This window comes from Vibrio sp. dhg (assembly GCF_003443775.1).
GTDB lineage: Bacteria > Pseudomonadota > Gammaproteobacteria > Enterobacterales > Vibrionaceae > Vibrio > Vibrio natriegens.
Window position 1 is genome coordinate 1,930,792 of sequence record NZ_CP028943.1, and the last position, 23,594, is coordinate 1,954,385.

General features: G+C 44.8%; 19 protein-coding genes. 3 read left to right on the forward strand and 16 right to left on the reverse strand.

The window, feature by feature from the left end; genetic code table 11:
• Positions 1–22 precede the first annotated feature (22 nt).
• The 6 genes from DBX26_RS08915 to DBX26_RS08940 form a co-directional block, all read right to left on the reverse strand.
• Positions 23–661 (reverse strand): response regulator transcription factor, encoded by a 639-nt coding sequence (locus tag DBX26_RS08915; RefSeq protein ID WP_020335536.1) that lies wholly within the window; start codon positions 659–661, stop codon positions 23–25.
• Positions 654–2,009 carry a cache domain-containing protein gene (locus DBX26_RS08920; protein WP_118118833.1) on the reverse strand — a complete coding sequence of 452 codons (1,356 nt, stop codon included), beginning with the start codon at positions 2,007–2,009 and terminating at the stop codon, positions 654–656. Before DBX26_RS08920 ends, DBX26_RS08915 begins: the two co-directional genes overlap by 8 nt.
• A gap of 97 nt (positions 2,010–2,106) precedes the next feature.
• Positions 2,107–3,393, reverse strand: a complete 1,287-nt coding sequence (locus tag DBX26_RS08925; RefSeq protein ID WP_014232367.1) for a TRAP transporter large permease subunit — start codon at positions 3,391–3,393, stop codon at positions 2,107–2,109.
• A gap of 12 nt (positions 3,394–3,405) precedes the next feature.
• Positions 3,406–3,945 carry a TRAP transporter small permease subunit gene (locus DBX26_RS08930; RefSeq protein ID WP_014232368.1) on the reverse strand — a complete coding sequence of 180 codons (540 nt, stop codon included), beginning with the start codon at positions 3,943–3,945 and terminating at the stop codon, positions 3,406–3,408.
• A gap of 119 nt (positions 3,946–4,064) precedes the next feature.
• On the reverse strand, positions 4,065–5,153 hold the full coding sequence (locus tag DBX26_RS08935) for a TRAP transporter substrate-binding protein (protein ID WP_020335537.1): 1,089 nt from the start codon (positions 5,151–5,153) through the stop codon (positions 4,065–4,067).
• Positions 5,154–5,683: 530 nt separating this feature from the next.
• Positions 5,684–6,085, reverse strand: coding sequence for a hypothetical protein (locus DBX26_RS08940; protein ID WP_014232370.1), 402 nt, complete (start codon positions 6,083–6,085; stop codon positions 5,684–5,686).
• 335 nt (positions 6,086–6,420) lie between these two features.
• Between DBX26_RS08940 and DBX26_RS08945 the strand changes: the two genes are divergently transcribed.
• On the forward strand, positions 6,421–7,101 hold the full coding sequence (locus tag DBX26_RS08945) for a DUF2982 domain-containing protein (RefSeq protein ID WP_014232371.1): 681 nt from the start codon (positions 6,421–6,423) through the stop codon (positions 7,099–7,101).
• Between the two features lie 57 nt (positions 7,102–7,158).
• Here DBX26_RS08945 and DBX26_RS08950 read toward each other — a convergent pair whose 3' ends face one another.
• The 10 genes from DBX26_RS08950 to gyrA form a co-directional block, all read right to left on the reverse strand.
• A complete protein-coding gene (locus DBX26_RS08950) occupies positions 7,159–7,815 on the reverse strand; it encodes an MBL fold metallo-hydrolase (protein ID WP_118118835.1) in 657 nt (218 codons plus the stop codon).
• Between the two features lie 122 nt (positions 7,816–7,937).
• Complete coding sequence (locus DBX26_RS08955; RefSeq protein ID WP_014232373.1) at positions 7,938–8,486, reverse strand: DUF882 domain-containing protein; 549 nt, start codon at positions 8,484–8,486, stop codon at positions 7,938–7,940.
• A gap of 172 nt (positions 8,487–8,658) precedes the next feature.
• Entirely contained in the window at positions 8,659–10,200 is a 1,542-nt protein-coding gene (locus tag DBX26_RS08960) for a murein L,D-transpeptidase (protein ID WP_118118837.1), read from the reverse strand.
• A gap of 152 nt (positions 10,201–10,352) precedes the next feature.
• Positions 10,353–11,435, reverse strand: a complete 1,083-nt coding sequence (locus DBX26_RS08965; protein ID WP_118118839.1) for a DUF1513 domain-containing protein — start codon at positions 11,433–11,435, stop codon at positions 10,353–10,355.
• Positions 11,416–12,453 carry an imelysin family protein gene (locus DBX26_RS08970; protein WP_118118841.1) on the reverse strand — a complete coding sequence of 346 codons (1,038 nt, stop codon included), beginning with the start codon at positions 12,451–12,453 and terminating at the stop codon, positions 11,416–11,418. Before DBX26_RS08970 ends, DBX26_RS08965 begins: the two co-directional genes overlap by 20 nt.
• A gap of 10 nt (positions 12,454–12,463) precedes the next feature.
• A complete protein-coding gene (locus DBX26_RS08975; RefSeq protein ID WP_162889688.1) occupies positions 12,464–13,864 on the reverse strand; it encodes a di-heme oxidoredictase family protein in 1,401 nt (466 codons plus the stop codon).
• 93 nt (positions 13,865–13,957) lie between these two features.
• Positions 13,958–15,220: an imelysin family protein gene (locus DBX26_RS08980; RefSeq protein ID WP_118118845.1), complete on the reverse strand. Its 1,263-nt coding sequence runs from the start codon at positions 15,218–15,220 to the stop codon at positions 13,958–13,960.
• A gap of 176 nt (positions 15,221–15,396) precedes the next feature.
• The gene (gene ribA, locus DBX26_RS08985) at positions 15,397–16,044 is read right to left on the reverse strand and encodes a GTP cyclohydrolase II (RefSeq protein WP_014232379.1); all 648 of its coding nucleotides are present in this window, start codon (positions 16,042–16,044) and stop codon (positions 15,397–15,399) included.
• A 217-nt stretch (positions 16,045–16,261) separates the two neighbouring features.
• On the reverse strand, positions 16,262–16,438 hold the full coding sequence (locus tag DBX26_RS08990; RefSeq protein ID WP_024372911.1) for a hypothetical protein: 177 nt from the start codon (positions 16,436–16,438) through the stop codon (positions 16,262–16,264).
• Between the two features lie 696 nt (positions 16,439–17,134).
• Complete coding sequence (gene gyrA, locus DBX26_RS08995; protein WP_014232380.1) at positions 17,135–19,768, reverse strand: DNA topoisomerase (ATP-hydrolyzing) subunit A; 2,634 nt, start codon at positions 19,766–19,768, stop codon at positions 17,135–17,137.
• Positions 19,769–20,078: 310 nt separating this feature from the next.
• Here gyrA and ubiG point away from each other — a divergent pair, with 310 nt between their 5' ends.
• Complete coding sequence (gene ubiG, locus DBX26_RS09000) at positions 20,079–20,786, forward strand: bifunctional 2-polyprenyl-6-hydroxyphenol methylase/3-demethylubiquinol 3-O-methyltransferase UbiG (RefSeq protein ID WP_014232381.1); 708 nt, start codon at positions 20,079–20,081, stop codon at positions 20,784–20,786.
• Between the two features lie 489 nt (positions 20,787–21,275).
• Positions 21,276–23,558: a class 1a ribonucleoside-diphosphate reductase subunit alpha gene (gene nrdA, locus DBX26_RS09005; RefSeq protein ID WP_065297023.1), complete on the forward strand. Its 2,283-nt coding sequence runs from the start codon at positions 21,276–21,278 to the stop codon at positions 23,556–23,558.
• Positions 23,559–23,594: the final 36 nt, after the last annotated feature.

The window sequence follows — 23,594 nt, forward strand, 5'->3', positions numbered from 1 at the left end:
CTCGCCTGACGCGGGCACTGTGTTATTTGGTAAGTCCTGTCTCAAATGCATATTTGGCTAACTCGGCGGTCGAATGCAGATCTAGCTTGTGCTTAATATTATGACGATGTGTTTCAACTGTTCTATAACTGATACTCAGTAATGTAGCGATTTTTTTGCTGCTATTCCCCTGCGCAACTAATTTGAGCACCGCTTCTTCTCTGCGACTCAGTGGGTTAGGCCTTTGATTGATTGGGGTAACATCTTGCGTGAACAACGTCTGGGTGACGGACTCACAAAAATAGGTTGAACCCTGGTTAACTGTTTTGATCGCCTGAACCATTTTCTCTGCTGAAATCTCTTTCAACATGTAACCGACTGCCCCCGCTTGCATCACTTTCATGATGTACTCACGGTTGTCATGCATGGTTAACATCAGAATTCGGCTCTCAGGCACTTCCTCTTTAATGATTCCCGTTGCCTCAATGCCGTTCATTATGGGCATACTGATATCCATAAGGATCACGTCTGGATGAAGATGCTTGGCCACTTCTATTGCTTCCAAGCCGTTACTGGCGGTACCGATGACTTCAATATCCGGCTCCAGCTCCAACCGTGCCATAAAACCATCTAACACCACCTGATGATCATCGACAATCAACACACTAATCGGTTTATCCATAAACACCTTCATCCAAATTTAGCAGCACGGTTATTTCGGTCCCCAGACCAAGTTCACTCATTAGTTCAAATTCACCACCAATAAACTCAACACGCTCCTGCATGTTTCGCAACCCAATCCCTTGACGATGGACCGCTTGGTTGACGACAAATCCAATGCCGTCGTCACGTATCAGTAATTGCAGCATATTGCCCATTTTTTGCAAAATCACCGTCACTTTTTTCGCTTTCGCGTGCTTTTCGATGTTGTTCAATGATTCCTGAGCAACGCGATATAAGGTGGTGGCGACTTCCGACGTCAATTTTTGCTGCTGGGTATCAAAATGGCTATCAATATCAATCCCAGAGTGAGAGTGAAAATCCTGTAGTAAAGTGGTAAGTGCCGCTTCCAAACCAATATCATCCAGCGCACTTGGCCTCAACTGGTGGGAAATATGCCGGACTTCATTGATGGCGGTAACCAACGAACGTTGAGATTTATCCAAGTGCTGCTTGAGTTTTTCGTCTTCCAAACGATGACTCATCAGATCTAAATGGCATTTGCTAGAGACCAACAGCTGATTGATGCCATCATGAAGCTCGCGCGCCAAATGTTTTTTCTCATCTTCCTGAAACATCACGGTTTTATACGCCAGCTCTTTCAGGTTTTTATCTGCAAGGCGATGTTCGTGCAAGTTAATAGCAAGGGTTAATACGATGATCACGGCAACCGTAACGACCAGAATCACAACGACCGAAAAGAAGGTCGTTTCGATATTTTTATTCACTGCCGCGCGCATGCTGGCCACTTCCTGGCTGACATCCTCTATGTACAGCCCGGTACCGACCATCCACTCCCACTTCTCTAACCAACCCGCATAACTGAGCTTTGGAACAACCTCACCTGTCGACGGCTTTTGCCATAAGTATTGGTGAAAGCCACCACCCGTTTGCGCTTGATATAACAGCGCCTCAATGAGTCGATCGCCATTCTCATCTTGGAGGCCAAGTAGGTTCTCCCCGACTAAATCAGGTTGTGCTGGATGGACAAGGTTAGTGCCATGTTTATCGTAAGCAAAAAAGTACCCATCAGACCCATAGGTTAAGTGGTTTAAAATCGCTTTTACACGAGCTTTGGCAACGTCTTCTTCAATCGTTGTGTCGTTATAGATGTGAATGATGGCGTCAAAAGCAACATCGACGGTATCCTTTAGCGCCGCTTCTTTTGACTGAATGAGGTTTTGGTGGAAAAGCTCCACTTCTCGCTGACCAAGGGTCTTGGCTTGGTAGATAGAAATCCAACTGATACTGGCTGACACCAATACCACAGGTATCAGTGTCAGCAGAATTAACTTTGCTTTGAGAGGCATCCCTTCCCTCCATGAAACGCTGCTCCAAGCGTCAACGCATAAGCAGCTTAACAACTTGTTTCAAAAGGTGGAAACTCTCAGGTCACAAAATCTCCTTTTAGCCCATTCCGTAAAAGCCAGGGAAGAATAGAAGCGACGCAAGCACGGCTATCTGAATAGCGATAAATGGCATCACGCCCTTATAAATATCACGCGTTGTTACCCCTGCTGGCGCTACCCCTTTCAAGTAGAACAAACTGAAACCAAATGGTGGCGTTAGGAAAGAGGTTTGTAGGTTCATCGCTACCAGAATCGCAAACCACGTCATATTAATGCCTAGCATCTCTGCAACTGGGGCGAGGATTGGAACGATGATGAAACAGATTTCGACGAAGTCGATGAAGAAGCCCAGAATCAAAATGACAAGCATGGTGATGATGAGGAAGCCCCATTTTTCACCTGGAATACTCAACATCCACTCTTCGACTAAGTAATCACCACCAGTGTACGTAAATGCCATGGAGAATGCGGTCGCACCAAGCAATATCGCAAATACCATTGCGGTGACTTTTACCGTCTCTTTTGAAGCATCATAAACCATCGACCAGCTGAACTGCTTGTACAACACAGCAAGTACGATCGCACCAGCACCACCCAATGCCGCCGATTCTGTCGGCGTGGCAACACCTGCGAAAATAGAACCTAATACCACTATGATTAAGGCCAGTGGTGGCAGAACCGCTTTGAGCGCGCTAATGACTTCTTCTTTTCGGCTGACAGACTCATCACGCTCTATAGGCTGAGCGGCTTGTGGGTTCAACTTTGCGTACACCAGAATGTAGATCACGTACGCCACAACCAGTGTGATTCCCGGCCATACCGCTGCTTGGAAAAGATCACCAACAGGTACACCTAATACATCCCCTAGAAGGATCAAAACAATCGATGGAGGGATAATTTGCCCCAGCGTACCTGAGGCACAGATGGTGCCACACGCCAGTCCTTTGTCATAGTTGTACTTGAGCATCACAGGCAGGGAAATAAGCCCCATTGCCACAACAGAAGCGCCAACAACACCGGTAGATGCAGCAAGTAACGCCCCTACTAGTACAGTAGAAATCGCGATACCACCACGAACGCCACCGAACAGACGCCCCATTGACTCTAGTAGCTGCTCTGCAAGCTTGGTTTTCTGTAAAACCAGCCCCATGAACACAAATAACGGCACAGCCATTAGTACCGTGTTTTGCATAATCGATTGAATTCGATATGGCATAAAGGCAAACATTTCAATGCCTTCTGCCCAAACACCAAAAATCAGTGCGATACCACCGAAGGTAAACGCAACGGGGAAACCCAGAAGTAGCGCAAATAAGGCTACAAAAAACATGACTATACCGATCATAATAACTTCCTTTTACGACTTACCGTTATTACCGGCATAGATAAGATGAGGGTTAACAATTTTATTGATAGAGTGCAGCAACAAACCAATCCCACTCACTGCCATAAAAAAGAATGATAATGGGATCATTGCCTTAATGATCCAACGGTAAGGCAAACCACCTGGGTCTCCAGAAGTCTCCCCTAGTGCATAACTTTCTTTGGCAAAGTCGATACCGAACCAGGCGACCAATAAGCAAAAAGGAAGCAGGAAAAATAACGTGCCTATTATGTCGATAATGGATTGCGCTTTATAAGATAAACGCTCGTAGAAAATGTCGACTCGAACATGACCACCAGCTTTGATGGCGTATGGTACACCCAGCAAAAATACTGAGGCAAAAAGGTGCCATTCCATTTCCTGAAAGGCGATAGAAACATCGTTGAACACGTATCGCATAACAACGTCGTATACCACATTTAGTAGCAGTAAGATGAAGAGGATGCTGGACAACCACCCCAAAAAATCACTGAAGCGGTTAAACATCCGCTCAATATAAATAAGGCTTCTCATTCCTGACTCCGTGGAACGTATGGTTGAGCTCCGCTAAGTCGCGGAGCATTTTATTATGAGTTTTTTCTTGGGCTTCACTCGCTGCCCAACCCAATTGGCTTGGGCAGCATACTGACGTATTAGTCAGCTTGGCTGTTTAGATAAGCACGTTGTGAGATATCAGTCCATTGACGAACTTGCTCCATGTAAGCAGCTTGAGACTCTTGAATCTCTTTCGCCAAGGCATCTTCTTCCGCGTGTTTCTTCAGAAGGCGATCATTCGCTTCTTTCATTGCTGCCATTACTTCTGGCGGGAAGTCCTTCACTTCTACGTTCGGGTACTCTGACTTGATCGTCGCCCAGTTTTTACCACTTTCGTGTTTAGACTGCGTGTACATATCGTAAGCTGCAGTTTTCATTGCCACTTTTAAGATCGCTTTAAGATCATCAGGCAGTTTTTCCCAAGTACGCTTGTTGACCAGGAACTGAAGCTCTGTCGCTGGCTCATGCCAACCTGTGTAGTAGTAAGGCGCAATTTTGTGGAAGCCCATGCGAAGGTCTAGCGAAGGACCAACCCACTCAAGTGCATCAATGGTGCGACGCTCAAGAGACGTGTACAGTTCACCCGGTGCGATATTGGTTGGCTTAGCACCCAGTTCAGCCAAAATTTCTCCAGCAAAACCAGGGATACGCATTTTCAGACCTTGAAGATCATCCAGTGTTTTAATTTCTTTTTGAAACCAACCACCCATTTGAGTATCTGTGTTACCACCAGGGAACGACATCAGGTTATGAGGAGCGTACACTTTGTCCATCAACTCCATGCCACCGCCATAGTAGAACCAAGCGTACTGCTCTGTAGGTAACATACCGAAAGGCATAGAAGAAAAGTAAAGTGTGTTTGGCACTTTCCCTTTCCAGTAGTAAGACGCCGAATGGCCCATGTCGTATTGACCTGATTTCACCATGTCAAACACGCCAAAAGGTGCTTTGTGCTTGTTTGCTGAGTCAATACGAATTTGCAGACGGCCATTTGACATTTCTTCTGCCATTTTAGCCATATTTTTCGTGGTATCGCCGAAGATAGGAAAGTTAGGTCCCCATGTTTCTGCAAGTTTCAGGCGGTAGACTTTTTCCGCAGCATTAGCAGAAGTTGCAGCGAAGGCCATCGCGGCAACCACAGCAGTAGTTTTCAGCACTCTTTTAAGAGATTTTTGGATCAAACTCATCGTTCACGTCCTTTGTCACCAAGGTTATTGTTATCATCCATTTCACAAGGATTTGTATTACACCAAGTAACGAACAATGTGCTTGTCTAAAGTTGACTCTTAAAATAGCGCAGCATCATTTGAGTTACAGGGCGTAACTTGATGCTAAAGATGTATCAATAACGTTGATTCTGAAATGCGCAGGAACACGCAATTTTTACTGCCTACTACTCATACATTAGCCATTGGTAGTACGTATTTATACGTAGGAGATTAACCCAATTAAAATTTCATACCTTAATAAAACAGTTAGTTAAGGAGAAATTAAAAATATCGAAAATAGAAAACCACGTAAGTAGTAACTTTCCAAAAAATTTACAAAGTATTTAAAGAATTGTGACATTTGCCATTTTGACGTCGCTAGACTTGCCAAAGAAGGAGCAGAAACGGAGTGATGGGACGGACAGGATGTTAGGTCGCTCGAAAAAAATACCCCGACAATAGTCGAGGCATTAGAGAGCTGTATCTTAATAAGATTGAGGATTTAAAAACTAAATCGCTTTGTAGATAACTTTGTTACCTGCCAATTGCTCTTTTTGAACCAGGTTTTCTTCAAGAAGCTTCTTCAGAGCGCCAGTTGCCCATGATGCCGCTTTAGTGTCTTCTTGACCTGCAGCAAGGCCGATGCCTTTAGGGTTAATACCGTCCGCATTTGCGACAACAATATCTAGCACTTGTTGCTGTTTTGGAGTTAGCGCAACTTCTACTGTTTTCGCTACAGCTACTTTCTTCTCAGCTACTACTTTCTCGGCAACAGCTTTCTCAGTAACAGAAGGTGCTGCTTTCTCAGCAACAGGCTTCGCTGCTTTTTGTACTGCAGCAATGTTTGCTACTGTCGCTTTAATGCGCTTTTGCAATTTCATTTGCACTTTACGCTTATGAGCAAGTCTCATTGAATATGTCTCCAGTTCACTGCATATCAGCAGGGATGAAAATTTGAAGCGCGTTTTATACCAAAATTCACAAGCAATTTGTAGGTTTTAGCGCCGAAACGCGATGAAAAATGCGTTCAAAACGCAGAGCGTCTAGAATTTATACAGGTAATTTGTGAACTGTTTTATTGAATACTGGGTATAAAAACAGAGGTTTTTTATCCACCAAATGCATTTTGTTTCACACCGGACAAATGAAGTAATCGCACCGCAAATAGCCTAGAAGCACAGTTAAATTAGATCGTGATTAACGGGAAAGCATTTGGGTATTTTGTTGACTCTATGAGGTTAAATGCATGGAAACGCTACATCTCACAAATTCACATTTTAAACCTGGTTCTATTCTTACCCGAATAACCTTGTTGGTTGTCGCTTTAATAACTTTGTTTCTTGTGTTGATATCACCTGGATGGAAGCAAGCGATATTGTCTGTGGTATTAATGGCGGTTATTGTCGGCTTTGCAGTTATGATGATTAAAAAAAGCCAAGTCTCATTTACGCTAACCGCAACCCACTTTCAACAACACCTTTTTAAGGGTGGTTGGGTTGTTCGCTGGTGCAATATTGAATCGATAGGTATTTGTAGCTATCAACAAGACGGATGGTACCAACCACTGCCCTGGATTGGCGTACGGTTAAAGCACTACTCTCCTTACTTGGATGCGATTTGCCCTCGCATCGCGACAGAAATCCTCCTGAGCCAGCGTGCGCTTCTGTATTTAGGGGCACGACAAAATCAATGTGAAGAAAAGTTCGAAGATATGGTGCTCGATCCAAGGCCATACCTGAGCAGTCAGGGAAAGCAATACGATGGCTTGCTTGCGATGCTTGCAAACAGAATGAAATATCAGCGAGATTTTTATGGCTACGACGTGTTTATCTCAGCCAGTGATTTGGATAGAGAAGCCGAAGATTTTGTCGGGTTAACTCGGCGGTATTTAGCTGCCGCCGAGCCAGACTTACTCGAGACAAAATAACTTTGTTCTGCCCGAGTCAGTCATTCAATTACCCGTTATTTTCCGAGTCATACTTCGCTAGTAAAGCGGCATCTCATCGGCAACAAATGGGTTGGTTTTACGTTCATGACCAAAAGTAGATTGTGGGCCGTGGCCTGGAATGAAGGTCACATCGTTACCCAGTGGCCAAAGCTTCTCTTTGATCGACGTGATTAAGGTATTGAAATCACCTTGAGGGAAGTCTGTACGACCGATACTGCCGTTAAACAGGACATCACCCACAAATGCTACGCGAGCTTCTTCACTGTAAAGCACAACGTGACCTGGTGTATGACCCGGAGTGTGGATCACCTTCAGCACTTGGTTACCAAATGTGACAGTGTCACCCTCATCAAGCCATTGATCAGGTTCAAATGCTTCAGTTAGCGGGAAGCCAAACATTTTGCTCTGCCCTTCTAAGCCTTGTAACCAGAAATTGTCCGCTTTATGAGGCCCAACAATTTCCTTTCCACCAAGCAAAACCGCTAATGGCTGAGTGCCACCAACGTGATCCAAATGTCCATGCGTCAATACCAATTGAACAACATCAACGCCTAACTCTTTGATTAACACAGCAAGCTGCTTCTCATCACCGCCCGGGTCAACCACGATGCCTTTCATCGTTTCATCACACCAGACAATAGAACAGTTTTGAGAAAAAGCTGTCACCGGGACAATTTGGTATTTAAGAGCCATGAATAACCTATCACCACATAAATTTTATTAAGACTTCCGCAACTATGACACTAAGCCTAAATGACTTCAAGACTTGCGAAAACCTTGCGCGTCAAGACTTTCAGGGTGACTTGCAACCTCACCTACCAGGAGCGAACCGCACCAGTATCAATATGAACGAAGTTACTGCCCGGGTAGTAGCCAACACCACCAGCTTTCAGACTTAAAGCGGCGTCACGTACAGTAGACAACTTTACGCCGTCTAAACGAAAGTCGATGGCTTTACCTTCCATGTGAAGGCTTTTCTTTGCCACACCAGAAGAGTTGTTACGCAATGAAGAGTTCGTCTTTGGTGAACGATACCCAGAGATCACAATGACTTCTGACTCCGTACCAATAAGCTTTTGGATTTGGCTGATCTGATCAAACAAACGTCGATCCATAGGGAAGGTTTCATTACGTCTGTGATCGCGACAGAACTCATCTAACCTTTCAAGCTCACTTTTTACGTAGCCACTTCCATCAAAGTAGCACGTTTCTAATTGCTCACCAGTATTCAGGTTATTCATCGCTAGTACGCGAGGTTCATCAGGCAATGAAGCCCATGAGAGAGTTGGCATTGCAGACGCCAATACAACACCACCAGCGGTCATTTTAAGAAAATCACGACGGGAAAAATTACGACTTACCATATAGAAATACTGCTCAAAAACTACACGAAAGGCGGACATTAACCAAACTGGTGCATTTCGTCAAACGCACAAATCAGTCTGGAATGTCCTAATCGACTATTTTGGATGGATTACTGGTTGAACGACAAGTAAATTTTCTGCAATGTAAATTTACTTAAAGTTTTGTGTGCCGCTAGCCTTGATTATCGTAAGAATAAATATCATCACGGTAATACAACGTACCTTCTTCTAACCACGCAGTTTGGTAGATGATGTGGACCGCAATACGCTCGCCTAAAGGAACCGACGTATTAGAACGACGGGCACTTTCACGTTTTTTCGCGAAACGCTCTTCCAGCCCCTGCGTTTTGAAAAGCAGTTCAGCTAATTGATCGGCATTTTCCACGCGAACACAACCAGAACTGAATGCGCGACGATCTTGCTCAAACAAGTTTTTACTTGGCGTATCGTGTAAATAAATGGCCTGCGGGTTTGGCATGTTGAACTTATACAAGCCCAACGCATTTTGCGAACCCGATGCCTGACGCATTCGGTATGGGAAAGTTCGAGGATTAACCGTCGCCCAATTGATAGTGGTAGGATCGATGATCTCTCGTGAAGTCCAAGATCGAATGATTTGAATGTTATTGTGAATCAAATACATTGGGTTGCTTTTTACTTTAGGAATGATGTCTTTGACCATGATCTTCCATGGCACATTCCATGTTGGATTCAAAATAACCGAATCCATATTGACCGTCATTATCGGCGTCTTTCTTGAACTCTTACCAACCACGACTTTCGACTCAAACAATGGCTGTCCATCATGCCAGTATGTAACTTGATACCCTGGCACATTGACGAATACGACATTATCTCTCTCTTTCGCCCATATTCTTGAGCGCTCAGCATTTAAAGCAAGCAAATGCAGCCTCTGCTTAGGAGAAAAGTTAATCCAACGTATCGTATTTGGCCCGATAACGCCGTCCTGCTTCAAACCATGAATACGCTGAAATTCTTTGACAGCCAGTTCAAGGTTCTCATCATATCGCGCCGAATTTGGGTCAACATAGCTGACATCCACGCCCACTATCGCAAGGCGCTCTGCCAAAGCGGCTTTATTGGTTATTGGATCGCCAAGACGAAGCAAGCCTTGTTGCTCGTATAAAGGGTATTGGTATTGCGCGTGCTCAGATAAGGCTGAAAACGCCGAGTTGAAATCTCGATCCATTTGCAGCGGAGAACGTAAACTGGACAAAAACTGATCCAGCTTACCAACAGTCAGCTCATTGCTAAGAACCGATAATGTATCGATACTCGGCGGAGGAAGATCAACTTGCGTTTTATTGGCAAATAGCCAGTTAACCCCTTCGTGAGGCAACTGCTCCAGGTAACTTAAATACATCAGCAATGAATCTGTCATCACCAAATCAAAGTCGAGGTTGTCACCTTGCCATTTGATCTGGTTGATTCTATGCAGCTGGTTATCAAACTCTTTAGTGACGTCTGCAAGCGCGACAACATTCAGCTGAAAGATGAACTGTTCAACGTCACTTTCATTCTGCCAGTTCAAACGGTAGTTTGTGCTCTGGTACAATTGCTCCACCACAGATGGATAGTGGATCATTTTTTCAATTGAGAGCTGCTTAACCGCTCCCTCTTGCTCCACTTGTGAAGTATCGTCAAGAGAAACTGCGGTAGAAAAGCTGCAAAACGGCACTAAAAGTGCCGTCATTATTAGAACCCTAGCAAACACTGATACAACCCTTACCTACTTGCCTTATTAGAAAGTATGGCAAATATCTCACAGGTTGCTGCTTTAAAAATAAGAACGGGACAATATTTTTTCCGATAAGTTTCACATAAAACTATCAATAAGGTTGTTTTTCACACAATCCTAGACCAATGATTGTCCCACTGTATACCTGTTGAAAATGTATTCTTAAATTCTATTGGCTGTTGCTCCACAACTTTGCCTGCACCAGAGCTAATGCGGAACTCATCCCCATAGATCACAACACCCGATGCATCGGGTAACGCGTTCAACTCAACCAACTTGCCCGTCGCTTTGGACCAAATGCCATAGCAGCTTCCCGGAGGAGAAGTGGCTAATATCCACTCATCAGTCGCCGCAATGCTGGCAACGTAATGATTGAAACGCGCCCATTCTTCAGGTTCAGCCTCAAGCTCCAGCATTTTTTCACCTCGAGTGTGCATCGCGATAAGAGCCGGGTATTCATCTGGCTCACCCCGATATTGCTGGCCGCATAGCACTGTCTCTGAGCCATCATGCGCAAGATGACGAATGCTCAGCTTGTGATCGGGCAGAGAAACTTGATCGAGCAACTCACCATCTTGAGACAGGTAGCTCAAACTTGGGGTCATGGAATCGAGGTTTAGAGGCTCTCTTCCATTAGTATGCACACCGCCAACACCGATCGCTAATGCACCATCGGGCATCATGATGACTTCATGTGGTCCGATACCAAAGCCTGACAGCTCATCCATCTTTTGATACTGCTTACGCACATCGTAAACGCCAATAATACCTCGGCTTGTGCCCCTTTCACCTTCTGTCGCAAACAGGTAGTTCCCATCGTGGGAATACACGCCGTGACCATAGAAGTGACGATTTGCTTTTGCTATGTGCAGCTTTATCACTTGCCCATTCCGATAGTCAAACACCATGAAGAAGGTACCCGGCCGACGACCAAACACCGTCGCATGACCGTGTTGGTTGATAGCAACACCATGACCACGTTCTGGGATTGGCAATTTGGAAATCGGCATCCCATGTTCATCGGCAACAACTGCTGCATATTTGTCACGGCCAATGATTGAACATCCAATTAACGCTGGCGTTCGCGGAGTCGTACTAGCACAACCAAAGGGCAGCAATGGGGCTGCCGCTCCAAATAGAGCGGCTTTAAGCAATGTGCGTCTTGTTTGATCAGTCACCATCGGTAGCATTAAATCCTATAACCACGCCGAGTTCGATTGCTACCTCTTCGTGAATGAGGTACTTCAATTGCTCTAACTTGTTGTATTGCGCCAACACCGTGCGGTAGCCATCTACTGTTTGTAGTGCCTCAAATAGGCTCTTCTCTTCAGGCCAGGTTTCAAGTGTCATGTCAAACTGACGCGAAACTCGATCGGCGAGTTCCAACTTGCCCTGTTCGCGCAAAAGAGCATCTAAGCCATCGCCATTGGCCAAGTATAAAGCTTGCATGCTTTGCACATTTGCTTTCAAATTCGCGAGTGAAGTGCCTGAACGCCAAGACTCAGAAAAGTAAGGTCTCGGATGACCAATTTTCGCCATCGGGCGACTCAACTTTTTCATGTTGTATTCAAGCTGGTTGGACAGTAGCGAAATATATTCCGACTCCCACTCCGTCTTTTTCATTGCTTTCCACGGGTTCTCTGCCCAAGCGTTCGCAATCAAGCCGGCTTTAGCATTGAGGTTTTGAGAAATTGATACCGCTGTGGAACAGGTATTGCTGTTTGTTTCCAGTGTCGAACCACTATCGTAAAGTAACCACTCAAGTGCCCCCAAGCCCTGTACCGTCACGCTCTGCGTTGAGATCTGTTGTGCACTCCAGACTTGATCCGATTTGGTTAGTGCCGACATTTTTCGTCCGGTGGTATTCTTTTTATCTGGCCAGAATTGCACATTCCAGCTTTGCTCCAACGCACTCGCAGGCCCGCGCTCCTGACCTTGCAGAGCCATCCAGGCGCGCATGGTTTCATGCCATTGTTGTTTTACTGAAGATGGGTCTTTATCCCCTGATGCACAAAAATCATTAAAAGCACGTTCTAATGATGCGCTCTGTTCTAAAAAGGTATGAGCAGATTGATACTCGATTTCATACACACTTTGCGAAATATGGCTCGTTTTCTCTGCCTGATCATCGGCTGAACTCAATGTCGATTGGCAACCCGTCAGACTCAGCGCAGTAACAACGGCACACACTAATAGTTTTTTATTCACATTCGATTCCTTATAACGAGTCCAGGAAAGCCACCAGCGCTTCACGCTCGCTCTTGCTTAACGCCAATACGCTCTGTTTTGAATTTTCTGCTTCGCCACCGTGCCAAAGTACTGCTTCCATAACGTTACGTGCACGACCATCGTGCAAATAGTAGGTATGACCATTAACTTCTTCGGTGTAGCCAAGCCCCCAAAGCGGAGGGGTGCGCCATTCGCGACCATTCGCCAGATATTCAGGTCGGTGGTCTGCCAAACCTTCGCCCATATCGTGTAACAGTAGATCGGTATATGGGTGTATTTCTTGTTCTGAAAGCGCAGGTAAACCAGCTCGTTTAGCGGTTTTAACGTTAGTTTTATGGCAGCTTTCACAACCTGATGAAGCAAAAATTTTCTGACCTAGTTGCACTTGCGGATCTTCGACATTACGACGAATTGGTACGGCCAGGTGCTGACTGTAAAACTCCACGAAGTCGAGAATATTCTGGCTAACTTCTGGATCACCACCATTTGGCAGCTCATTACATATTGTCTGCTTTGAGGTACAGTTTTCATTTGGGAACAAATGACTTGTGAGGCCAACATCACCATTAAAGGCGGCTGCATTCTGCTGCATCAATGTTGGTTGACCCGCTTTCCAGCCGAAACGACCGAGCGCGAAGTCACCTTTTTCGATGTCCCAAACTTTGTTTACCTTCCCAGAAATACCATCTTTGTTAGTGTCGTTTTCGTCCGCCCAAGCGAGTAGAGTGTCGTCAGGAATGCTTTCCAGCAGCCCCAAACCTATCATTGGTGGCGCAACACGCGCAGAAAATTGGGTATCCGGGTGCATGTCTCCATAACCCAGATCAGTAATCTTTAGCGTTGGTTTTCTTAACGTTACCATTGTGCCATCGTTGAATTGCACCGGAACATCGCTATAAGTAATCGAAATTTTACCTTCGGGAGTTTGGTTCTGTAGGGCAAAATCTTGTAACTGGCCACCATAGGTTGGCTCTGGAATACCACCATCAATGATGAACGCTTTTTTTTGCTCTGGCGTTTCAGCAGGAATGCTCAAACGTACTAACATAGAAACGGCGTGGATATCCCCTTCTTCAGGTGGATGACCTCGGCCATCTTTGATATGGCAGTTTTGACAACCATTGGTATTGAATAGTGGTCCGAGTCCATCTCGCGCTTCAGTAGTCGCTGGCGCTTGTACCCAAGGGTTTCTAAAAAAGCTATTCCCGACACTAAAGTCCAGTCGTTTACTCATCGGTAAATTTGCCGCAGGAAGGGAATAAGCATTCGCACCGTCTTTTTTAACACTGGTTTTTCCGCCAGAACGCACTTCATAGGCAGTTACAGACGTAGAAAATGCAGCAGTAAAAAGTAGCGCTAAATGGGAGTAATTTAGGGATGATGGCTTCATATCATTGCTCTTAAATGAATTGATAACAGCGAGCGCAAACAGCAAAGGGCTCAGTCCGTAAAATGAGCCCTTGATTGGTTATTATATTTTTTATTAGAACTCGTGGTCTGCTGTATCTGGGCTTAAGCTTTCAATGCCAATGATATTTGCAGCACGTTCAATTGCACCCGTTTGAGCCACCAGCGACATGATGGTTTCGTTCACTAGCGCATTACCTTGAACGTTATCAGCAGCAATCAGTTGGTCGAAGTGTTGGTTTTTCTTCTCGGCAGAAGTCACCAACTCACCTACTTGACTACGAGTGTCATCAAACTGCTTTTGAATCTCTTTCGCCGCTTGCTCATCTTGTTGGGCAACCAGGTCAGCAATACTTGGACCAGTTAGTAGCGTACCGTCTTGTCGCTTATAAAGCCCCATGTACACGTTGTAGATACCCTGCTCGTTGTAGTAATGAGAGTTGTGCGTGTTATCAGAGAAACAATCGTGCTCATCTTCTGTTGAGTTCGCTTCTAACGCCACTTTCATGCGCTCACCGGCCAGTTCACCAAGAGACAGCGAGCCCATACCAAACATCATTTTGCGCAGGCCATTCTCTGCTGAATCTGCCAGTAGTTCCTGACGGTAATTGTCTTTCACATCCGCAGACCACTGTTTCTCCATCCATTCAAGATCCTGAACCAATAGATCAGCTGCCGCTTTCAGGTATTCACCACGACGGTCACAGTTGCCATTGGTACAAGCAGAGCCGACAACAAAGTCCGTGTAAGCTCGTTGACCCGCGCCAGCATTTGTTCCGTTAAGGTCCTGTCCCCAAAGTAGGAATTCAATCGCGTGATAGCCAGAAGCAACATTCGCCTCAGAACCACCAACTTCATTCAGATCAGCAATCAGTTCAGGTGTGATTTTTGATACGTCTAGTGTCGTTGCACCAATAGTCAGACTTTTGTTAGCCACGATGTTTGCCGCAGCGCCTTCGTTACCAAGTTCATATTGGTAATCCGTAGCGACGTAGTCGATTAAGCCTTCATCCAACGGCCAAGCGTTAAGTTGACCTTCCCAATCATCGACGATCGCGTTACCAAAGCGGAATACTTCAGACTGTTGATATGGTACGCGAGAATTAAGCCACGCTTGTTTAACCTCTTCTAGCTTTTTCGCTGAAGGGGCTTTGAGGAATTCATCAATTTTCACGTCTAGCGCTTTAGCCGTGTTTAATGAATCTGCGAATACAGCATGTGCGACGTCTGCATAATGTTCGACAACGCCTTGTTTGGTTACTTGAGCAGCAACCGCAGTACCACTGGAAATAAGAAGTGAAGCAGCAATAGCTTGAACTAATACTGTTTTTGCATTCATTAGAAGCATCCTTGTTGAGCAAATTGTTTTTTGTATTCGAAGTGCTAATTATTCTTATTTGCACTTTTAGTCACGAGATAATACAAATTTACAATTTTTTTGCAACTTAAGATAAAAAAAAAGCCTCATCAATGTGAGGCTTTTAACATGACTTGTTAACAGTTCTGTTTTTGAGGCTAAACCTTGAGATTGTGTTTGCCGTGAGAGACTTTTGCTTTGAGGTAATTCTCGTTACCATCTTTGACGTGAGCAGAAGTGTTTACAACTTCAACAATTTCGACCCCGTACTCGGCGAGCTCGCGGATTTTTTTCGGGTTATTAGTCACAAGGCGGATTTTGCTCACACCTAAAGCTTGCAACATTTGAGCTGCTTCAGTGAAGTCACGCAGATCATCGTCAAACCCTAAGTGGTTATTCGCCTCGTAGGTGTTCATACCCTGACTTTGTAGTCGGTAAGCATCAATCTTGTTGTACAGGCCAATACCTCGACCTTCCTGACGTAAGTACAGAATAATACCGCCCGATTCTCCCATACGTTGAATCGTTTCTTCTAATTGCTCACCACAGTCACAACGAGAGGAGTGAAAAACATCGCCGGTCAGACACTCAGAATGCATACGCACCAGTGGCGTTTCTTGAACTTGGTCTGCTTGTTTAAAGATAACTGCTACATGCTCTTTATCCGTCTTCAAACCACGGAAAGACAGGATTTCAGCATCAATATTACTCTTAGCCCCGACTTTAAAATCTACTCTGGCACGTACTTCAGCCATATCTACACTCACTCGATTTATTTCTTGATGCACTTTCGTTATTACATTCATGGGATGAACTCATGCTCTTCAACTATGGGGATTGATACCACATTTTTCAATGCATAGATCACTATATCTTAGATCTTTTCCTCTCAACGATACATGACGATGGATGACCTCCGTCACGTTGACGAAGTGTTATAATATAACATTTCCGTCAAACTACAATAAAAAACCCCAGACAAATTTTGCCCGGGGTTGATAGATGCGAGTGTAAAAAAGAGGATTAATGTGTTTGACGACGCTTCCAGACAGCAAACTCTACCCATACGGTTTCGAGTTCTTGAATTTCTTCGTCGGTCAAAACGGCGAGAGTTGAAGTAACTTGTGGCAATCTTAGTGCCTGCATAGCGCGAATATGCGCATGAAAGTCCTTTCTTAACTGCGATATAACTGAATCCACTCGTTTACCTATTGAGATCTTTTATTACGTACCCAGCTTAACGTTTTCATTTTATATATGCTGGAGCCTTCGAAATCTTAAGAAAGAATAACACTCTGCTTGTTATTTTCACAGATTGTTTCAAATTATGGAATTACAGTCACACAACTAACACTAATTTGACTTGTCTTTATTCTAGCCAATGATTAAAAGCTGAAATCAATCACCGACATATTATGTTGTTCGACGTAGGCTAATTCCCCTCTAACTCATCCACTCCCATATATATGAAGCTTCCAATTGCCTTAATGGGGCCTTACCACACCTGAGGATCGGTTCATTCTCACCGAACCAAACACTTAGAAGTTATTTGGCTATAAAGACGACCATGCAATATGCAATATGCAATATGCAATAACTTTAACACTATATACACCGACTCTATACAAACGCCGTTATACATGAGACGAGCTCCGAGTTAATCGGTTTCGAATACGCACGAGGATTTATATTAAAACCTCAGATAATGAGAAACATATAAGTAGCAACAGAATATAAGCAGTAACTATATCTCTCATTTATTAAAGTCAAAGACACTCGTTATATTCGTGTGTGTTAATACCAACAAGAACAATATATTTGGTGGATTTTAGGGTCGGCACTAAAAAGCCGAGTAAAATACTCGGCTTTTAGTTAGAAGAGGTGCAGAATTAAAGATTAATCTTCGCTATCTTCCGCAGCAGGAGACTCAGGAGCTTCAGGAGCTTGTTGCTCTGCACTTGGTTCCGTTGACTCGCCTTCTTCACCTTCTGGTAAATCAGCGTCTTCAATTTCGTCAATGCGTTGCAGGCCTACTACTGTTTCATCTTCAGCGGTTCTGATCAGTGTGACACCTTGAGTGTTACGACCAACCTGGCTAACTTCTGCTACACGAGTACGAACTAGAGTACCAGCGTCGGTGATCATCATCATCTCGTCGCCTTCTTCTACTTGTACCGCACCAACCACAGGTCCGTTACGTTCAGAAACTTTGATAGATACTACACCTTGCGTTGCACGACCCTTAGTTGGGTACTCGGCAAGCTCGGTACGTTTACCATAGCCATTTTCGGTCACAGTCAGGATGTCACCTTCGTTTGAAGGAACAATTAGAGACACAACTTGGTCATCTTCACCCAACTTCATACCGCGAACACCAGCAGCAGTACGACCCATAGCACGTACTTTATCTTCGCTGAAGCGAACAACTTTACCTGCTTTAGAGAACAGCATGATATCGCTGTCACCATTGGTGATATCAACACCGATCAGCGAATCATCATCACGCAGGTTAACGGCGATAAGGCCGTTTGAACGAACGTTGGCAAATTGGTTTAGTGGCGTCTTCTTAACTGTACCGTCACCCGTCGCCATGAAGATGAACTTATCTTCAGAGAACTCATCTACACGCAGGATAGCCGTGATACGCTCACCATCTTCCAGAGGAAGAATGTTAACGATAGGCTTACCACGAGCAGTGCGGCTCGCAAGCGGTAATTGGTAAACTTTCAAGCGGTAAGTTTTACCACGCGTAGAGAAACACAAGATGTTGTCGTGGGTATTCGCCACTAGAAGACGCTCAATATGGTCTTCGTCTTTCATCTTAGTTGCGCTCTTACCTTTACCACCACGGCGCTGTGACTCGTAGTCGCTCAGTACTTGGTACTTAACGTAACCGCCGTGAGACAGAGTGACTACTACGTCTTCACGTGCAATCAGCTCTTCCATGTCAATGTCATGGCTCGCTGCAGTAATTTCAGTGCGACGTTCATCAGCAAAACCGTCACGAACGGCTTCTAGCTCTTCACGAATCACTTCCATCAAACGCTCAGTGCTTGCAAGAATGTGCATTAACTCAGCGATTTCATCGAGAAGCTCTTTGTATTCCGCCAGAATCTTTTCGTGTTCCAGACCAGTCAATTTGTGTAGACGTAGATCTAGAATTGCTTGCGCTTGTTGCTCAGTCAGGAAGTACTGACCGTCACGGATACCGTATTGAGGCTCTAGCCACTCAGGACGCGCAGCATCAGTACCAGCACGCTCTAGCATTGCTGCTACGTTGCCAAGATCCCAACCACGTGCGATAAGGCCTGCTTTCGCTTCTGCTGGCGTTGGTGCTTTACGAATTAGGTCGATGATTTCATCGATATTTGCTAGTGCAAGCGCCAAACCTTCTAGGATGTGGGCACGTTCACGAGCTTTACGCAATTCGAAAATAGTACGGCGAGTTACCACTTCACGACGGTGATCCACGAAGCACTTCAACATGTCTTTTAGGTTGAATAGCTGTGGCTGACCGTTGTTCAGCGCTACCATGTTGATACCGAAAGTCGTTTGCAGCTGAGTTTGAGCGTAAAGGTTGTTCAGAACCACTTCGCCTACTGCATCACGCTTACATTCAATAACGATACGCATACCATCTTTGTCAGATTCGTCACGTAGCGCACTGATGCCTTCTACTTTCTTATCTTTAACCAGTTCAGCAATCTTCTCGATCAAACGAGCTTTGTTCACTTGGTAAGGAATTTCGGTAACGATGATGGTTTCTTTACCGTTTTTCTCTGTTTCGATGTCCGCTTTTGAACGCATGTAGATCTTACCGCGACCTGTTTTGTACGCGTCTACAATGCCTTTACGACCACTGATAAGTGCTGCCGTCGGGAAATCTGGACCAGGGATGTAATCCATTAGTTCATCAATAGTGATGGCTTCATTATTGATGTATGCAAGGCAGCCATCGATCACTTCGCCAAGGTTATGTGGCGGGATGTTGGTCGCCATACCTACTGCGATACCAGAGGCACCGTTTACCAATAGGTTTGGAATTTTTGTTGGAAGAACCGCTGGAATCTGCTCGGTACCATCGTAGTTAGGTACGTAGTCTACGGTTTCTTTATCTAGGTCAGCCAGAAGCTCGTGGGCAATTTTTGCCATACGTACTTCGGTATAACGCATTGCCGCAGCAGAATCGCCATCGATTGAGCCAAAGTTACCTTGACCATCGACCAGCATATAACGAAGTGAGAACGGCTGAGCCATACGTACGATTGTGTCGTACACAGCACTATCACCGTGAGGGTGATATTTACCGATTACGTCGCCGACAACACGGGCTGATTTTTTATATGGTTTGTTCCAATCGTTGCCTAGTACGTTCATCGCGAATAAAACGCGACGGTGCACTGGTTTTAGACCATCACGCACATCTGGAAGAGCACGACCCACGATTACTGACATCGCGTAGTCTAGATATGAACCTCTAAGCTCGTCTTCAATGTTTACGGGCGTGATCTCTTTAGCTAAATCGCTCATGGAGCCATTATCCCTCTATTATCTGATCGTAATTACGATACGTGTAAGGCGAAAAATATAACACACATTTCATCACTTCGGCATCCCTTTCCCTCTCCTTTTATCAGGTTGTGAGCTTTGTTGAGATTCAAATGTCGAGAATTTGCACACTCATCCGATATCCTTATGAAAAGTGACTATATTTCGTTCAATATTAAGCAAAAATAGAATTCTGGTGAACAAAACGGGGATTAATCAGTTTAATACTGATAAAACGTTAGAGTATACTGACGCCCTCTAAAGGACTCAGATTGAATGCAGTACAACCATTATGACTAAAGCACAAAACGTCGACCCTAGTGAAATTAAGAAATTCGAGGACATGGCTTCTCGTTGGTGGGATTTAGAGGGTGAATTCAAACCACTTCACCAAATTAACCCACTTCGTTTGAACTATGTACTCGAAAAAGCAGATGGTTTGTTTGGCAAACGCGCACTCGATGTTGGTTGTGGTGGTGGCATTCTCGCAGAGAGCATGGCAAAAGAAGGCGCCATCGTAACCGGGCTAGATATGGGTAAAGAGCCACTAGAAGTCGCGCGCCTGCATGCTCTGGAAACGGGCACAAAGCTAACTTATATCCAAAGCACCATCGAAGACCATGCAGCAGAAAATGCCGCGACTTACGATGTCGTCACGTGTATGGAAATGCTGGAACACGTACCGGACCCTCTTTCTGTTATCCGCTCTTGCGCGGCACTGGTGAAACCTGGTGGTCACGTGTTCTTTTCAACCTTGAACCGCAACGTTAAATCTTACTTGTTTGCCATCGTTGGCGCAGAGAAGTTACTCAAGATTGTTCCGGAAGGCACTCACGACCATGAGAAGTTCATCAAACCAGCAGAAATGCTGAAGATGATTGACCAAACCGATCTGACTGATTTAGGTATCACCGGTTTGCATTACAACCCACTTAACGACAGTTATAAACTTGGTCGTAATGTGGATGTAAACTACATCGTTCATACTAAAAAATACTGAACGCCGTAACGTTAAAAAACCTTGTTCTAGTTGACCATTCAGTTAAGAAAATCGTCAGAAGCGGTAGCACAAAGTTACCGCTTTTGTGTATAAGATTTGTGCTGTAGATAGCATTTTAACCAACCTATTTTTCGCAAATAAAAATGTCCAAAGATCAAGGAAAATATTTTTCCGAGCGGTTATTTCTAAACCGATCTCAAAACTGTGATTTTACCTATTCAAGTCTGCCCTTTTCTCATCGGTTAGTGTTCACTTACTGTTTTTTTTCATTTGGGTAGTTATCCACAAGTCATCCCAAACATGTACCTTGATCAATCTGAGCAATAGCACTATCTTGTAACCCGCAAACAAATTAACCCCTATATATTGTGTTTAAGCTACAATATATAGATAGACTTTGATCACAAAGCCACCGCAAGACTAGAAAGCTTTGCATATAAATAGACAAAAACACGGCTTTTATCAGTTTTCTTAGGGAAATAAAGCAGAATGAACCAACAACTTACCGTCACCAAGCGTGATGGCCGTAAAGAAATTATCGATCTGGATAAAATCCACCGCGTTATTACTTGGGCTGCAGAAGGTCTGCACAACGTTTCTGTCTCTCAAGTAGAGTTACGAGCTCACATCCAGTTTTATGATGGTATTACAACGTCAGACATACACGAGACTATCATTAAATCTGCGGCCGACCTTATCTCAGAAGAGACACCGGATTACCAGTACTTGGCAGCTCGTCTAGCTGTATTCCATCTACGTAAAAAAGCGTATGGCCAATATGAGCCACCTAAGCTTTACGATCACGTAGCTAGACTCGTTGATATGGGTAAGTACGACGGACATCTGCTAGAAGATTACACAAAAGCAGAGCTAGACGTACTGGATTCGTACATTGACCACAAGCGCGATCTGAACTTCTCTTATGCTGCAGTAAAACAGCTTGAAGGTAAGTACTTTGTACAGAACCGTGTATCGGGCCAAATCTACGAAAGTGCTCAGTTCTTGTACATTCTTGTGGCTGCATGTCTGTTTGCTAAGTATCCGAAAGAAACACGTCTTGATTACATCAAACGTTTCTACGATGCGACGTCAACATTCAAGATCTCTCTGCCTACACCGATTATGTCAGGTGTGCGCACGCCTACCCGTCAGTTCAGCTCTTGTGTGCTAATTGAGTGTGGTGATAGCCTGGATTCTATCAACGCAACAGCAAGCTCTATTGTTCGTTACGTTTCTCAACGTGCTGGTATCGGTATCAACGCAGGTCGTATCCGTGCTCTAGGTTCAGAGATCCGTGGTGGTGAAGCATTCCACACTGGTTGTATTCCTTTCTACAAGTACTTCCAAACCGCTGTGAAATGTTGTTCACAGGGCGGTGTACGTGGCGGTGCTGCAACTGTTTTCTACCCAATGTGGCATGGCGAAGCACGTTCACTATTGGTGCTTAAGAACAACCGTGGTGTTGAAGAAAACCGTGTTCGTCATATGGACTACGGCGTACAGCTAAACAAGCTGATGTACCAGCGTCTGGTTGAAGGTGGTAACATCACGCTATTCTCACCTTCAGACGTACCAGGTCTATACGACGCATTCTTCGAAAACCAAGAAGAGTTCGAGCGTCTGTACGTTAAGTACGAGAACGATCCTTCAGTTAAGAAGGAAACCGTAAAAGCGATTGAGATGTTCACTTTGCTAATGCAAGAGCGCGCATCTACAGGTCGTATCTACATTCAGAACGTGGACCACTGTAACACTCACAGCCCATTTGATTCTGAAGTAGCGCCTGTTCGTCAGTCTAACCTGTGTTTGGAAATCGCACTTCCAACCAAACCACTGACTAACGTAGAAGATGATTCTGGTGAGATCGCACTATGTACGCTGTCTGCGTTCAACTTAGGTGCTATCAAGTCTCTGGATGATTTTGAAGAGCTATCTGATCTGGTTGTTCGTGCCCTTGATGCACTGTTGGACTACCAAGATTACCCACTACCAGCAGCATACAAGTCGACAATGAACCGTCGTACTCTGGGTGTTGGTGTGATCAACTTTGCTTACTACCTAGCGAAGAACGGTGTGAAATACTCTGACGGCAGTGCAAACGGCCTGACTCACCGTACATTTGAAGCGATGCAGTACTACTTATTGAAAGCTTCAGTAGCGCTGGCAAAAGAGCAAGGTAAGTGTCCTTCGTTCAACGAGACAAACTACGCGAAAGGCTTGCTGCCAATCGATACTTACAAGAAAGATATCGACCTGATTTGTAACGAAGAGCTTCACTACGATTGGGATAGCCTACGTGCAGAAATCATGGAACACGGTCTACGTAACTCAACGCTGACTGCGCTGATGCCTTCTGAGACCTCTTCTCAGATTTCGAACGCAACAAACGGCATTGAGCCACCTCGTGGTTTTGTGTCAGTAAAAGCGTCGAAAGACGGTATCCTGAAGCAAGTTGTGCCAGAATTTACGGAGCTAAAAGACAATTACGAGCTGCTTTGGAACATCGGTTCTAACGATGGTTACTTGCACCTTGTCGGTATCATGCAGAAATTCGTTGACCAGGCGATCTCTGCAAATACCAACTACGACCCATCACGCTACGAGACGGGTAAGGTTCCAATGAAGAAACTTCTTCAAGACCTGCTGACTGCGTACAAGTTTGGTGTGAAGACGCTTTACTACCATAACACTCGTGATGGCGCTAAGGATGAACAGAAAGACGCAGTTCAACCTGAAGAAGAAGATTGTGCAGGTGGCGGTTGTAAGATTTAATCTACACGACCCTAGCAATCCGCAGTAACTGAATAG